Here is a 13228-nt window from a genome sequence, read left to right as displayed (position 1 = left end):
AAGTTAAATGATAATTATTTCGATTTATTTGAATTATAATTTGACACGCTTTTCGCAGTAATTCTGAAAATTCATTTCACTTTCGAAACTTAACCAAACTAGCACTTGAGACGTTCTAATATTACACTAGCTGTGTTTTAACTCTTTATTTTTTGAGGGGAAGCAATTTATTTTTTAGAACTCACTCACCCCTTTTAAATGCGAAAAATTTGATTCTAAAAAGCTGCGTTATAAATCTCATTCAAATGGGGGTTTTATGGATCTTAAAAAATTATCTGACTTTGAATTAGAAACCGAACTCAAATCTGCTGTGCGAGAAGAAAATCTCGCACAAACAAAAGTGCTTCATCTGTTAGATGAAGCCGAAAGGCGAAGACTTTACTCCAAAGAATACTCCTCTCTTCATGCCTATTGCGTGAAGACATTAAAATATACAGAGGGAGCTGCGCAGAGGCGAGTCGACACCATGCGAGCAATGAAACTTATCCCTGAAATTGAAATCAAAATTTTATCAGGTGAACTCAATCTTTCATCCGTTGCCCAAGCCCAAACCTTTTTTAGACATGAAAAGAAATCTGGAAAACCATATTCCTTAGATCAAAAAATTGGGCTCCTTGCAAAGCTTGAAAATAAATCCACTCGTGAATGCATTCAGACTTTAGTTGCTATTTCTCCAAATTCCATACCTCAAGAAAAAAGACGTGTACTTACGAAAGATAAGACTGAATTAAAAGTTGTGCTCGACGAAGTGGTACTAGAAAAACTCGATAAGCTAAAAGCGCTCATGAGTCATAAAAATCCCAATATGACAGATAGTGAACTGATTAATGAATTGGCGGATATTGCGCTCAAAAAATTCGATCCCGCGCTAAAACCAATCAAAGCAAAAAAAGAAAATAAAAAACCAGAAAATCTTAACGCACCACCACCTCCGGCGCCGGAGGTTCGAACCCAAAATGACATACCAAATTCTAATATGAGTATTAGTCGATATATCCCGCAACAACTTAAAATCTTCGTTTGGCAAAGAGACAAAGGTAAATGTACATACCCCAAGTGCGAGTCACGTTATTTTTTAGAGTACGATCATATTTCACCCATTGTTCTTGGTGGAAAAACTTGCGCTGAAAACTTACGACTTCTTTGCAAAGCTCATAATCAGAGGGCTGCTATCAATAGCTTTGGATTTAAACATATGAACAAATTTATCAATGCTTAGGAATTAAGATCGTAAAACTCGCGGATCTTTCACAGCTGATCAGTTCAACGACAACGATAACACATTCAAACTAACGCGCAGCATTAGCCACTGTTATACCCATATACCCAACAAACCGAAATTAGCGTAAAACAAAACCGACTGATTTAGTCAGACTTCTTTATATTTGAAATACCAGTTGAGACATCTTCTGATGACATTGAAGTTTCACGCATAAAATCCACCAAAGCCTTACCAGATAATGGAATCAGCTGTTTGAATAAATTCCTGCGCGCAATTTTTTTCTCTCCATTATCCTTCTCCGGCTGATTTTTTACTTCCAATACCGGTCGCTCAGCCATGAGATCTCGTCTCATATTTTCTCGGCTGATCGATCGTGCAGGAATAATTTTGATTTCATCTTTATCTTGTGCCATGTTTCTCATATATAAATTAAGTACTCGGTTCTAACAACAGTAGAAATAAGGGCTTAAGTAACATCTATGGCACCGAACAGTCCCATTACGTCGAAAATCATCGTCGCTGTCCTCGTCTTGTGCTTTATTGTTGGTGGTTTTGTTTTCGCAATCTCACCAGCAAAAAACCAAGGCTATGCGCCAGCCCAACCGCTTCCATTCAGTCACAAGACCCATGCAGGCAAATATCAAATTCCCTGTATGTATTGTCACGTTTCTGTAGAGAAATCACGGCATGCCACAGTCCCTGCCATGAACGTCTGCATGAACTGTCACAAAATGGTCAAGACCGATAGCCCCCACATTAAGAAGCTCACGGAAAGCTATGAACAAGGAAAACCAATTCCTTGGATCAAAGTGCATGATCTTCCTGAATTTACTTACTTCAACCACAAACGTCATATTGCCCGTGGTGTGAAGTGCCAAACATGTCATGGTGAAGTTCAAAATATGGACACAGTTAAGCAATACGCACCATTAACCATGGGCTGGTGTGTGAATTGTCACAGACAACCTCAATACAACGCACCCACCTCGTGCGACACATGTCATCGGTAGGAGACAAAACGAAAATGGAACAACACACCGAACGCAAATACTGGGGAAGTCTCGAAGAATACCACAACGAGCCTGGCTTTATTGAGAAAGCGAATCAAGAATTTACATCCTCACCCATTAGAGACGGCGTAACTGAAGAAACTGACGGTACAAGCCGTCGTGATTTTATGAAACTCATGGCTGCAAGTACTGCCCTTGCAAGTACCGCTTGTTATCAAAAACCCATGCATAAAATTTTGCCCTACGTTAATCAGCCAGAAGAAGTCACATTTGGTGTTGCAAATTACTACGCATCCACATGTGGTGAGTGCTCAACAGGTTGTGGCACATTAGTAAAAACTCGCGAAGGACGCCCCATAAAAATTGAAGGAAACCCTGATCACCCCATTAATAAAGGTGGTTTGTGTGCTCGCGGCCAAGCTTCAATTTTAAATCTCTATGATCCTGACCGCCTGCGATCACCCTCAGAACTTCAGCGCGGTTCACTTGCAACTTCAGCTGGTCAATGGGACGCAATCGATAGAAAAATTTCTGATAAATTAAAAGCAATAAAAAATGGTTCAGGTCGCGTGCGTATTTTATCAAGCACAATTAATAGCCCTTCTACCAATAAGCTCATTGAAGAATTTTTAAGTGGTTTTAAAAATGGCGAACTCGTTTCGTATGACCCTATTAATTTAGATAACGTGATCGCAAGCCAAGAACTCAGTTACGGAACAAAAATTCTTCCTCGTTATCGTTTTGATGAAGCTTCAGTCATTGTTTCTATTGATGGCGATTTTTTAGGAACATTGATTTCACCAGTGGAATTCACTAAGCAATTTTCTAAAAATAGAAAAGTAGATGCGAACCATAAAAAAATGGCCAAACTCATCGTATTTGAATCAACAATGAGTTTAACAGGCACAAACTCTGATGAACGCACACCCATTCGCCCAACAGACGGAGCACACGTTGCCCTTGCCCTTGCATATGAATTAATTATTAATCTTAAAGCAGCCTCTGCTGACGCATCTGTTGTTGAAGCGCTTAAGAATTATAGCCCTGAGAGTGTCGCAATGGCTTGTGGATTTAACGTTTCAAGCATTAAAAAAGCTGCCCTTGCACTTTCAAAGGCTAAAGGTAAATCACTTGTCATTTCAGGTTCACCACAGAGTCAAACTGAGAACGCATTAAGCTTACAAGTAGCGGTAGATCTTTTAAATTCAATATTACAAAATGACGGCGTCACCGTAGATTACAATATATCCCCCTCACTGCAAGCTAAGGGAAGTTTTTCAGAAGTTAAAAAACTTGTAAAAGAAATGAACGCAGGAAGCGTAGATGCACTATTTATCTACAATTCAAATCCAGCTTATAATTTGCCTCAAGAATTAGGTTTTTTAGCAGCAGCGAAAAAAGTGGGTTTAGTTGTAAGTTTTAGCTCTCACATTGATGAATCAGCCGTACTTGCTGATTTTATCTGCCCTGATAATCATAAACTTGAAAGCTGGGGCGATGCTCAAGCACAAAAGGGTGTATATAGTCTTACTCAACCCACAATTAGACCGATTTATAATACAAGATCATTTGAAGATTCACTTTTAGCCTTTAATAAAATGGGTGCTCTTGGCATTGGCAAACTTGTTAGTTATCAAGATTTTCATGCTTATGTACAAACCAACTGGCGTGAAACTGTTTTTAAAGAAGTTGGTACATCTGTGGGTTTTGAAATTTTTTGGGAAAGTGCACTTCGAGACGGTGTTGTTGATATGGTTGCTAAGAACAGCAATCGCAGTAAAAATTCATCTGCTCGTAGTTTTAAATCTTCAGCTCTGACTTCAAATTTGCCAAAGGCAATTAGCGCCAATGGTTTTGAAATTGCTCTTTATTCAAAAGTTTCAATGTATGACGGCGCCACCAGCAATAATCCTTGGCTCCAAGAAATGCCTGATCCAGTTTCAAGAATCACGTGGGACAACTACGCTTCAGTTTCACCTCAAGCGGCTGAAGAAATGCATCTTGTTCTAGGCGATATTGTTAAACTCACAATCGGTGATAAAACCATTGAACTACCTGCACATGTACAACCCGGTCTTCACAATAAAGTAATTGCCGTGGCCCTTGGTTACGGTCGTGAAAATGCAGGCCTTGTGGGAAGTAAAATTGGTAAAAATATGTTTGCTTTAACAATGAGCAAAGACTTGCCCGTTTTGTCAGGTCATAAAGTGGCTTTGAAAAAAACCGGCGCAAAACATTTAATCGCCATTGTTCAAGAACAGAGCAGCCTGCAAGGTCGCCCCCATGTTAAAGAAGCAACGCTTAAAAAATACCAAGAAAAATCAAATGCAGGTAACGAGCATCATGAGAAATTGACCACCGTTTGGTCAGGCCATGAATACAAAGGCTATCGCTGGGCAATGGCTATTGATCTGAACTCATGCACGGGCTGCGGAGCTTGCGTCATTGGCTGCCAATCTGAAAACAATGTTCCTGTCGTCGGAAAAGAAAACGTCTCACGGGGCAGAATCATGCATTGGATCAGAGTGGATCGTTATTACACAGGCACACCTGATAACCCACAAACTGTGCATCAGCTCATGCTTTGTCAGCACTGTGAAAACGCACCTTGTGAAACAGTTTGCCCGGTTATAGCAACCGCGCATTCTGATGAAGGTCTTAATCAACAAATTTATAATCGCTGTGTAGGAACACGTTACTGCGCTAACAATTGCCCTTATAAAGTTAGAAGATTTAATTGGTTTGATTATAACTACTCAGGTCAGACGCGCTACCCAATGACACTTGCACAAAATCCAGAGGTTACGATTCGTAGCCGTGGAGTCATGGAAAAATGTACGTTTTGCATTCAACGAATCACCGAAGTTAAAAACACAGCAAAAGATATGAGCCGATCTGTAAAAGATGGTGAACTTAAAACTGCTTGTCAACAAAGCTGCCCAGCAGATGCTATCGTGTTTGGTAACATTAATGACAGCACGAGTCTTGTGACCTTAGCCGCAAAAGACCCACGTGGTTATCATGTGCTTGAAGAACTCAACACAAGGCCCTCAGTCACGTACATGACCAAGATTAGAAACGTGGAGCAACTATGAGTACAAGCTTAAGCGGGTCAGTTGTTCTTGATCGTGAGCCACTCGTTAGTGGCGGTAAAACCATGGCCGACGTCAACGATGACGTTGCAAGACCTTTAGAAAGTTTTCCGACAAAAAAATGGTATGTAGCATTTGGATTAGCACTTACAGCACTTGTCGGTGGTTTTTCATGTATTGGGTATGTCATCTATAATGGTCTTGGAAATTTAGGAATTCAAAATACAGTTGATTGGGGTGTGTTCATCATCAATTTCGTATTTTGGATTGGCATAGGTCACGCTGGAACCCTTATCTCTGCAATTTTATTTTTGTTCAGACAAAAATGGCGCACAGCTGTTAATCGATCTGCAGAAGCCATGACGATCTTTGCAGTTATGACGGCAGGTATTTTTCCGTTGATTCACGTGGGGCGCCCATGGCTTGCGTTTTGGCTGTTTCCATACCCAAATGACCGTGGTCCACTATGGGTGAACTTTCGATCACCTCTGCTTTGGGACGTCTTTGCTGTATCAACTTACCTCACTATTTCAGCTGTATTTTGGTATGTGGGTTTGATTCCAGATTTAGCTTCGATTCGTGATAGAGCAAAAAACAAATGGCGAAAACTTGCTTACGGAACCCTCAGTTTAGGGTGGCGCGGAAGTAACCGTCACTGGTCTCATTACGAAACAGCATACTTACTCTTAGCAGGACTCTCTACACCGCTCGTACTTTCAGTTCATACCATCGTAAGTTTTGACTTTGCCGTTTCACTCTTACCAGGTTGGCATACAACGATATTTCCACCTTACTTTGTTGCAGGCGCTATTTTTTCAGGCTTTGCAATGGTTGTTACACTTCTAGTAATTTCACGGGAAGTTTTTAATCTTCAAGACTACATAACCGTAAGTCATCTTGAAGCTATGAATAAAATAATTCTACTGACAGGTACTATAGTTGGTTATGCTTATGCGTCTGAATTTTTCATGGCATGGTATAGTGGTAATCCCTACGAGAGATTTATTTTTATTCAAAGAGCCATGGGGCCCTATGCTTGGTCGTATTGGACAATGATAACTTGTAACGTTTTATGGCCACAACTTTTTTGGATAAAGCGTTTTAGAAGAAGTATTAAACTCATGTTTATCATCTCAATCTTAGTAAATATCGGAATGTGGTATGAGCGATTTGTAATCGTAGTCACTTCACTAAACTCTGATTTCTTACCCTCTTCATGGCGATATTATCGACCCACCATGTGGGATTGGGGTGTTACCATCGGTAGTTTTGGTTTGTTTTTCACATTGTTCTTACTTTTCTGCCGTCTGCTTCCAGTGATTGCGATGTCAGAGATCAAAGGTGTTATGCACGTAGGACGTGGAAAAACGGAGGATCACCATGGGTAAATCATTAGGCGTTATCGCCGTTTTTAAAAATGAAAGTGACATCATGAAAGCAGCGCGCGCTGCTCGTGAACAAAAGAAATATAAAAAATACGATGTTTTTACTCCCTACCCTGTTCACGGTATGGACGATGCCATGGGTCTTAAAAGATCTTTTCTCCCGTGGGTTACTTTTTTCGCAGGTGCAACAGGCTTTTGCTCAGCGGTTGCACTCCAAGGTTGGACCTCTGCAGTTGATTGGCCAATCAATATCGGTGGTAAGCCCTTTTTCTCACTTCCAGCATTTGTACCCATTATATTTGAACTCACTGTATTGTTTGCTGGATTAGCAACTGTTGGAGCCTTATTTTTTATTTGCGGCTTACCAAACTTAAAAGCAAAGATTTTGCATCCAGATATTACAAAAGATAAATTTGTACTTTTTGTACCTTCAAACGAAGAATCATTTAACGAAAATGACGTCACTCAATTTTTAAAGGGATTACATCCTGAAGAAGTGACAGTGGTGAGCGAATGATAAAAATAATTACTGTTTCTATTTTAGCTTTCGCACTTATTGCATGCGAAAAAACAAAGCCTGAGTGGGAATTCATGCCTGATATGTACAGCAGCACCCATTTCAAAGCTCAAAAAGAAGATCTAAACTCAAAAGACGGAGCCGCAGCTCGTGTGCCTCCTGCCGGTACAATTCCAAGAGGTTTTCAGCCTTATCATTTTGCTGCAAACGAAGGCGATAAAGCAGGGCGCACTCTCATAAATCCATTAGTGAGAACAAAACAAGTTCTTGAACGCGGCCAAAAAGTATTTAACACATATTGTATTGTCTGCCATGGCGCAAAAGGAGATGGGCAAGGATCAGTTGTTCCACCTTATCCACGTCCACCAACACTGCTTAGTGATAAAATTCAAAAATGGCCCGACGGACATATTTTTCACGTCATCACCCGTGGACAAAATTTGATGCCCAGTTATGCCGTACAAGTTGCACCTGAAGATCGTTGGGCTGTTGCACATTATATTCGTGCCCTGCAACGCGCTGCAAATCCTCAACCTGAAGACTTGCCAGCCAGTGGAGATCAGAAAAAATGAAAACGCTCAATGTGAGTACCAAGTTTAAAAATATTTGTGGCGCTTTCATTGCCATTGGAGTTCTTAGCTTTGCTGTCGCCTATTTTAGAGACCCCAATCGCGCTTGGCACGGCTACATCATGAATTACTATTTTTTCTTATGCCTTGGGCTTGGCGGATGTTTTTTTTCAGCGACTCAACATTTAACTAATGCAGGTTGGAGCGCCACAGTTAGACGCATACCTGAGTCTTTTTATTCTTGGCTACCGGCTGCTGCGATTTTATTTTTACCGGTTTTATTTGGCAGCAGTCATGTTTATGAATGGCTTCAACATCACGCGCCACATGGCGAAGGTGGAGAACATCACGCCCAACTTCTTCATATGAAACAAGCTTACTTAAATCTTCCTTTTTTTATTATTCGCGTAGCTCTTTTATTTGCTGTTTGGTATTTCGTAGGCGGAAAACTTATTCGAAACTCTCTTAAACAAGATCAAACTGGAGATATTGAACTCACTCGTCAAAATGTGAAATATTCTGCTATTTTTATTCCTTTATTTGCACTCCTCTTCACTTTTGTCAGTGTTGATTTAATCATGTCGTTAGATCCACTTTGGTATAGCACCATGTTTGGTGTACGCTGTTTTGCCACTTTATTTTTAACCACTCTGGCAATGACCAACGTTGTACTGATCAAAATGAAGCGCCTTGGATATTTCGGCAACACTGTTAATGAAAATCACATTCAAAACACAGGGCTTTTGATGTTCGCGTTTGTCGTATTTTACGCATACATCGCATTTTGTGAGTTCATGCTCATTTGGTATGCAAACATGCCAGAAGAAACCTCTTATTATCTCAAACGCTATGAGGGCGGCTGGTGTATTGTCGCTTATAGTATTATCTTTTTAAAATTCGTCGTGCCATTTCTTGGACTTCTTCCACGTGAAGCTAAACGCGATGCAAATCGAAATATTAAATTTGCATATCTCATCTTAGTAGCTAACTGGATTGATATTTTCTGGATGGTCATGCCGAATTACTCAGCTAAACCGTTTGTTCCAGTTTTTGAAATTGGAATCTTCTTAGGTTTCTTGGGCTTATTTGGATTACAAGTTACAAACTTTTTAAGTCGTAATCCCATTCAACCCCAAAAAGATCCTAGGGTGCATGAGGCATTGCACTTACATCAATGAGCACATTAGAAGTTTCAGATAAAAACATTGAAAGTCAAACCGGCAACACAAAAAGTTCTATTTCGTGGCTTCTTAAACTTTTATCAGTTTTAATATTTTTTCTCATCGCAGTTGGTGGACTCGTCAGAAATTTAGACGCAGGTCTTGCTTGCCCAGATTGGCCACTATGTCATGATAAAATTATTCCTCATTTTGATGTTCAGATTTTTGCAGAATATTTTCACCGTGTTTTTGCTGGCCTCATTAGTCTATTAACACTTTTTATTTCGATTTTAATCGCCAAAGACAAGCGCCTACGCTCGATGCTCGGCCAACTTTCACTACTTGCTTTGACCTTACTTATAAGCCAAGTAATTTTAGGCGGCCTCACGGTCTTAAAACTTTTAAAATCAGAAATTGTTACTCTTCATTTAGCGGCAGGGACTCTTTATTTTCTGATTGTTCTCATAATGACCTTACGCGCTCACCGCTTTGGTGATCAGCCTCATTTGTTCACCATTGCTCGCGATCGTAAACGCGAAGATCCCTCAGGAACTTGGCGTATCGCAATAGGTGCAAGTATTGCCGTATATATTCAGATTATTTTAGGTGGCATGGTTGCCAGTAACTACGCAGGTGTTGCTTGCCCTGACTTTCCAACATGTCATGGAATGTGGTGGCCAGGGCTAGATGGAATCATAGGAATTCAGATCCTTCACAGACTAGGTGCTCTATTCACTTTTATCATTGTCTTAGGTTTTGCTTATAAATCGCTGAAAAACACAGAATTACCTAAACATATTCATAATAAAACCATTGGCGTAGTTGCACTTCTGATTATTCAGATCTCTCTCGGTATTGGGAATGTGCTTTTTCTTCTACCCGTAGCTTTAAGCGTTGCCCATTTAGTAGTTGCTGAAGCCCTCTTTGCCCTGATAGTGATGTGCACATATGAAATCCGTCATTTCCAGCTACGTTAATCTAACCAAACCAACAATCGTATTGCTTTTTAGCCTTACGGGTTTAACCGCCATGGTTGTTGAGGGCAGTTTACTTTCCGATCCATTAAAATTATTTTTGGTTTTTATGGGCATTACACTTACAGCGTGCTCAGCGAATGCCTTAAATATGTACTTTGACCGTGACATCGACGAGATCATGACTCGAACACGTAAAAGACGATCTCTTCCCCTTAAAAAAATTAAGCCCATTCATGCTCTTTGGTTTGGATTAATTTTAGGTGCCGTTGCCACGGGTTTACTTCTCTGGATCGCAAACCCTCTCTCAGCAATATTAGGCGTATTTACCATTGTATTTTATGTTGGAATTTACACCCTCTATCTCAAAAGACGCACTCCCTATAACATCGTAATTGGTGGAGCAGCTGGTGCCACAGCTCCTCTTATGGGCTGGGCTGCTGCAACAGGTCAAATTTCATTTCTCGCTTGGATTTTATTTCTCATTATCTTTATGTGGACACCTCCACATTTTTGGGCCTTAGCACTTGTGATGAAAGAAGATTATAAAAACGCTAAAGTCCCCATGCTGCCGGTAGTTGCCGGGGATAATAGAACAAGATTAGAGATCCTTATTTATTCAATATTACTCATTCCACTTACACTTTTGCCTGTTTTAGTTAATGCTGGTGGGCTCACATATTTGATTGGAAGTTTACTCTTAGGAATCGCTTTTATCCGTCAAGCCATCGTGCTTTATCAAAAAAAGACTGACAAATCAGCCTACGCTTTATTTGGATATTCAATAGTCTATCTATTAGCTCTTTTTGTTTTACTTATTATCGGATCTTTAACACATGGCCCCACAACAGTATAAAAATCTATGGATACTCATTTTTTGTATAAGTTCATTTTTGAGCTGTTCTACGTCTTTACCCAAATTTGATACGCGCTTTAATCAACTCCAAGCACAAATGCCTGTTGAGAAAGTTTCACAACTCTTAGGCGAACCAGATTTAAGAGAACTAAATAATGGTGTTGAATCTTGGAATTATAACCAACTTGATGGCCGCTATGTTCAATTTAAAGAGGGTAAAGTAACTGCTTTTGGCCGTGGAGTCATACAAGCAGCAAGATTGGCTACTCCGGAAAGCTCACCTAGCTTAAATCCGACTCCTTTTGTCGCAAAAGGAATTGGTCTTACTTGCAGTAACAACCTAGACTGCCAAAGCAAGAATTGCCATTTTAAAAAATGTTCAGGACCCAACAATTGTAACGTCGATATCGGGAACATCTGCGCAACAAATAACGACTGCTGTTCAGGGTTTTGTGACTTTGGATTCTGTCGAAAAAAGAAGTAATTTTTTTGACACTGACACTTCATTCTAATAGTGTTTACTTGATCTTACATAATAATCATAAACCGAGGTTTTGAAGAAATAGCATCATGTTACGTGTGCAACCGAAGGTGAAAAAACGACATCTGATACCCGTTTGCTCTCAAGCATTGATGGTTGTGCTTTTATCTTTTTCTACTGCCTATTCAGACTTCGGTAAAAATGAAATCGGACATACAAAATTAACAGCTGACAAATTACCTAACGAACTTAAAGACATCGGAATAGACGAACATCGCGGTCAAAATATTGATCTCAACCTCACCTTCCAAGATGAATCAGGAAAATCAGTTCAACTTAAAAGTTATTTCACTCCCCAAAAACCAGTGCTTTTAGCACTTGTGTATTTTGGATGTCCTAATATTTGCACTTTTGTTTTAAATGGCATCACTGACTCACTTAAAAAAGTAGATCTTAAGCCTGGCGAAAAATTTGAAGTTATAGCTGTCAGCATTGATCCCTCTGAAACTCCTCAACTTGCGAGCGAGAAAAAAAAGGCCTATCTTAAAGAATATGGAATTGCTGGAACTGAATCAGGATGGCATTTTTTAGTTGGCAAACAACCCCAGATCACAGCCCTCACTCAACAAATTGGATTTCGTTACAAATGGGTTGAAGAGACAAAACAATTCGCACACGGCTCTGCCATTTTTTTACTCACCCCAGAAGGTAAAATATCTAGATACCTCTACGGAATTCAGTATCAACCACGTGATGTGAAAATGGCCTTACTTGAAGCTAGTAACGGAAAAATCGGTACATTTGTTGACCGCATCATGTTGTTTTGCTTTTATTATGACGTTACTACAAAAAAGTATGTTCTGCTCGCATCTCGAATCATGACCGGCGGAGGAATACTCACATTATTATTATTTGGGATTTTTCTAGGAAGATTATGGTCAAGAGAACGAAAACAAAAAGCCCGTTCGTTAGAAATAGTTAGCGCACAAAAGGGGTCACCGTAATGATGGATTTTATTCGTCAGCTGAAATTTTATCTTCCCCAATCGTCTACGATGGCACCGAAGATAGATCTGCTATACGATTTTATTTATTGGGCTAGCGTATTTATGCTCGTGCCCACAATTGCAGCCATGCTTTATTTTGGCTGGAAATACCGAAAAACAAATCATGATCGTGAAGTTCCCTACATTGAAGGTCACCCTTTATTTGAATGGGTTGTGTCAGCTGTTTTGGGTGCCATTTTTCTCGTAATTTTTATTTGGGGTCTTATTGGCTTTAATGAAATTTACGCAATTCCAGATAATGCCTATGAAATCAGTGTCACTGGTAAACAATGGATGTGGGAGTTTACTTATCAAAATGGTAAAACTACAACCAATGATCTCTATATTCCTAAAGGCATGCCCGTAAAACTCATTATGGGCTCACCTGATGTTTTGCATTCATTTTACGTTCCCAATTTTAGACTCAAACAAGACATCGTACCTGGTATGTACACAACACTTTGGTTTGAAGCTCCCGATGTAGGGGAACATGAAATCATGTGTACAGAGTATTGCGGTACCGCTCATTCAAATATGCTAGGAAAAGTAATTGTTTTAGAACAAGAACAATTCAAAGCTTGGCTCAGGGGTGTTGATCCGCAAAAAGTTAATATTTCAGATCTTGGTAAAAAACTTTTTGAAAAAAGAAATTGCGTCGCTTGTCATTCAGTCAATGGCACTGAATCAAAAGCTGGCCCCGCTTTAAATGCGGTCTATAACAAAAAAGTTCAGCTCGCTACAGGTGAAACGGTAACGGCTGATGAAAATTATTTACGTAATTCAATATTAAATCCTGCGGGTCAAGTAGTTAAGGGGTTTCGCCCAGTGATGCCTACTTTTCAAGGCTTACTTAATGAAGGTGAAATCAATGCAATTGTGGCTTATTTAAAAACATTAAGCCCAGTATCAAAATAGGG

At 39.8% G+C, this 13228-nt stretch carries 13 protein-coding genes; 12 read left to right on the top strand and 1 reads right to left on the bottom strand.

What is annotated here, in order from left to right:
* Positions 1 to 256 precede the first annotated feature (256 nt).
* Positions 257 to 1219, top strand: coding sequence for an HNH endonuclease signature motif containing protein (locus tag SGI74_06130; GenBank protein ID MDZ4677072.1), 963 nt, complete (start codon positions 257 to 259; stop codon positions 1217 to 1219).
* A gap of 146 nt (positions 1220 to 1365) precedes the next feature.
* Here the strand turns inward: SGI74_06130 and SGI74_06125 are convergent, their stop codons facing one another.
* Entirely contained in the window at positions 1366 to 1635 is a 270-nt protein-coding gene (locus tag SGI74_06125; protein MDZ4677071.1) for a hypothetical protein, read from the bottom strand.
* 66 nt (positions 1636 to 1701) lie between these two features.
* Here SGI74_06125 and SGI74_06120 point away from each other — a divergent pair, with 66 nt between their 5' ends.
* The 11 genes from SGI74_06120 to coxB all read left to right on the top strand — a co-directional run bounded on the left by SGI74_06120 (position 1702) and on the right by coxB (position 13226).
* Positions 1702 to 2232 (top strand): cytochrome c3 family protein, encoded by a 531-nt coding sequence (locus tag SGI74_06120; protein ID MDZ4677070.1) that lies wholly within the window; start codon positions 1702 to 1704, stop codon positions 2230 to 2232.
* Between the two features lie 14 nt (positions 2233 to 2246).
* Positions 2247 to 5327 (top strand): TAT-variant-translocated molybdopterin oxidoreductase, encoded by a 3081-nt coding sequence (locus SGI74_06115; GenBank protein ID MDZ4677069.1) that lies wholly within the window; start codon positions 2247 to 2249, stop codon positions 5325 to 5327.
* Positions 5324 to 6712: an NrfD/PsrC family molybdoenzyme membrane anchor subunit gene (gene nrfD, locus SGI74_06110; protein MDZ4677068.1), complete on the top strand. Its 1389-nt coding sequence runs from the start codon at positions 5324 to 5326 to the stop codon at positions 6710 to 6712. The genes SGI74_06115 and nrfD overlap by 4 nt, the downstream gene beginning before the upstream one ends.
* Positions 6705 to 7226: a DUF3341 domain-containing protein gene (locus SGI74_06105; protein MDZ4677067.1), complete on the top strand. Its 522-nt coding sequence runs from the start codon at positions 6705 to 6707 to the stop codon at positions 7224 to 7226. Before nrfD ends, SGI74_06105 begins: the two co-directional genes overlap by 8 nt.
* A complete protein-coding gene (locus SGI74_06100; protein ID MDZ4677066.1) occupies positions 7223 to 7798 on the top strand; it encodes a cytochrome c in 576 nt (191 codons plus the stop codon). Before SGI74_06105 ends, SGI74_06100 begins: the two co-directional genes overlap by 4 nt.
* Positions 7795 to 8973 carry a molybdopterin oxidoreductase gene (locus tag SGI74_06095; GenBank protein MDZ4677065.1) on the top strand — a complete coding sequence of 393 codons (1179 nt, stop codon included), beginning with the start codon at positions 7795 to 7797 and terminating at the stop codon, positions 8971 to 8973. Before SGI74_06100 ends, SGI74_06095 begins: the two co-directional genes overlap by 4 nt.
* Positions 8970 to 9932: a COX15/CtaA family protein gene (locus SGI74_06090; GenBank protein MDZ4677064.1), complete on the top strand. Its 963-nt coding sequence runs from the start codon at positions 8970 to 8972 to the stop codon at positions 9930 to 9932. Before SGI74_06095 ends, SGI74_06090 begins: the two co-directional genes overlap by 4 nt.
* Positions 9904 to 10785, top strand: a complete 882-nt coding sequence (locus SGI74_06085) for a heme o synthase (GenBank protein MDZ4677063.1) — start codon at positions 9904 to 9906, stop codon at positions 10783 to 10785. Before SGI74_06090 ends, SGI74_06085 begins: the two co-directional genes overlap by 29 nt.
* Positions 10766 to 11269, top strand: coding sequence for a hypothetical protein (locus SGI74_06080; GenBank protein MDZ4677062.1), 504 nt, complete (start codon positions 10766 to 10768; stop codon positions 11267 to 11269). The genes SGI74_06085 and SGI74_06080 overlap by 20 nt, the downstream gene beginning before the upstream one ends.
* A gap of 86 nt (positions 11270 to 11355) precedes the next feature.
* Positions 11356 to 12270, top strand: a complete 915-nt coding sequence (locus SGI74_06075; protein ID MDZ4677061.1) for an SCO family protein — start codon at positions 11356 to 11358, stop codon at positions 12268 to 12270.
* Positions 12270 to 13226 (top strand): cytochrome c oxidase subunit II, encoded by a 957-nt coding sequence (coxB, locus tag SGI74_06070; GenBank protein MDZ4677060.1) that lies wholly within the window; start codon positions 12270 to 12272, stop codon positions 13224 to 13226. Before SGI74_06075 ends, coxB begins: the two co-directional genes overlap by 1 nt.
* Positions 13227 to 13228 lie beyond the last annotated feature (2 nt).

The organism is Oligoflexia bacterium, from assembly GCA_034439615.1.
GTDB lineage: Bacteria > Bdellovibrionota > Bdellovibrionia > JABDDW01 > JABDDW01 > JAWXAT01.
Note: the sequence above shows the minus strand (reverse complement) of the source record. Positions and strands in the feature narration are given on the sequence as shown.

What these genes read in the sequence shown, in the direction of transcription:
- SGI74_06130 (MDZ4677072.1), top strand. Translation starts at nt 257, where the DNA reads ATGGATCTTAAAAAATTATCTGACTTTGAATTAGAAACCGAACTCAAA.
- SGI74_06125 (MDZ4677071.1), bottom strand. Translation starts at nt 1,635, where the DNA reads ATGGCACAAGATAAAGATGAAATCAAAATTATTCCTGCACGATCGATC.
- SGI74_06120 (MDZ4677070.1), top strand. Translation starts at nt 1,702, where the DNA reads ATGGCACCGAACAGTCCCATTACGTCGAAAATCATCGTCGCTGTCCTC.
- SGI74_06115 (MDZ4677069.1), top strand. Translation starts at nt 2,247, where the DNA reads ATGGAACAACACACCGAACGCAAATACTGGGGAAGTCTCGAAGAATAC.
- nrfD (MDZ4677068.1), top strand. Translation starts at nt 5,324, where the DNA reads ATGAGTACAAGCTTAAGCGGGTCAGTTGTTCTTGATCGTGAGCCACTC.
- SGI74_06105 (MDZ4677067.1), top strand. Translation starts at nt 6,705, where the DNA reads ATGGGTAAATCATTAGGCGTTATCGCCGTTTTTAAAAATGAAAGTGAC.
- SGI74_06100 (MDZ4677066.1), top strand. Translation starts at nt 7,223, where the DNA reads ATGATAAAAATAATTACTGTTTCTATTTTAGCTTTCGCACTTATTGCA.
- SGI74_06095 (MDZ4677065.1), top strand. Translation starts at nt 7,795, where the DNA reads ATGAAAACGCTCAATGTGAGTACCAAGTTTAAAAATATTTGTGGCGCT.
- SGI74_06090 (MDZ4677064.1), top strand. Translation starts at nt 8,970, where the DNA reads ATGAGCACATTAGAAGTTTCAGATAAAAACATTGAAAGTCAAACCGGC.
- SGI74_06085 (MDZ4677063.1), top strand. Translation starts at nt 9,904, where the DNA reads ATGAAATCCGTCATTTCCAGCTACGTTAATCTAACCAAACCAACAATC.
- SGI74_06080 (MDZ4677062.1), top strand. Translation starts at nt 10,766, where the DNA reads ATGGCCCCACAACAGTATAAAAATCTATGGATACTCATTTTTTGTATA.
- SGI74_06075 (MDZ4677061.1), top strand. Translation starts at nt 11,356, where the DNA reads ATGTTACGTGTGCAACCGAAGGTGAAAAAACGACATCTGATACCCGTT.
- coxB (MDZ4677060.1), top strand. Translation starts at nt 12,270, where the DNA reads ATGATGGATTTTATTCGTCAGCTGAAATTTTATCTTCCCCAATCGTCT.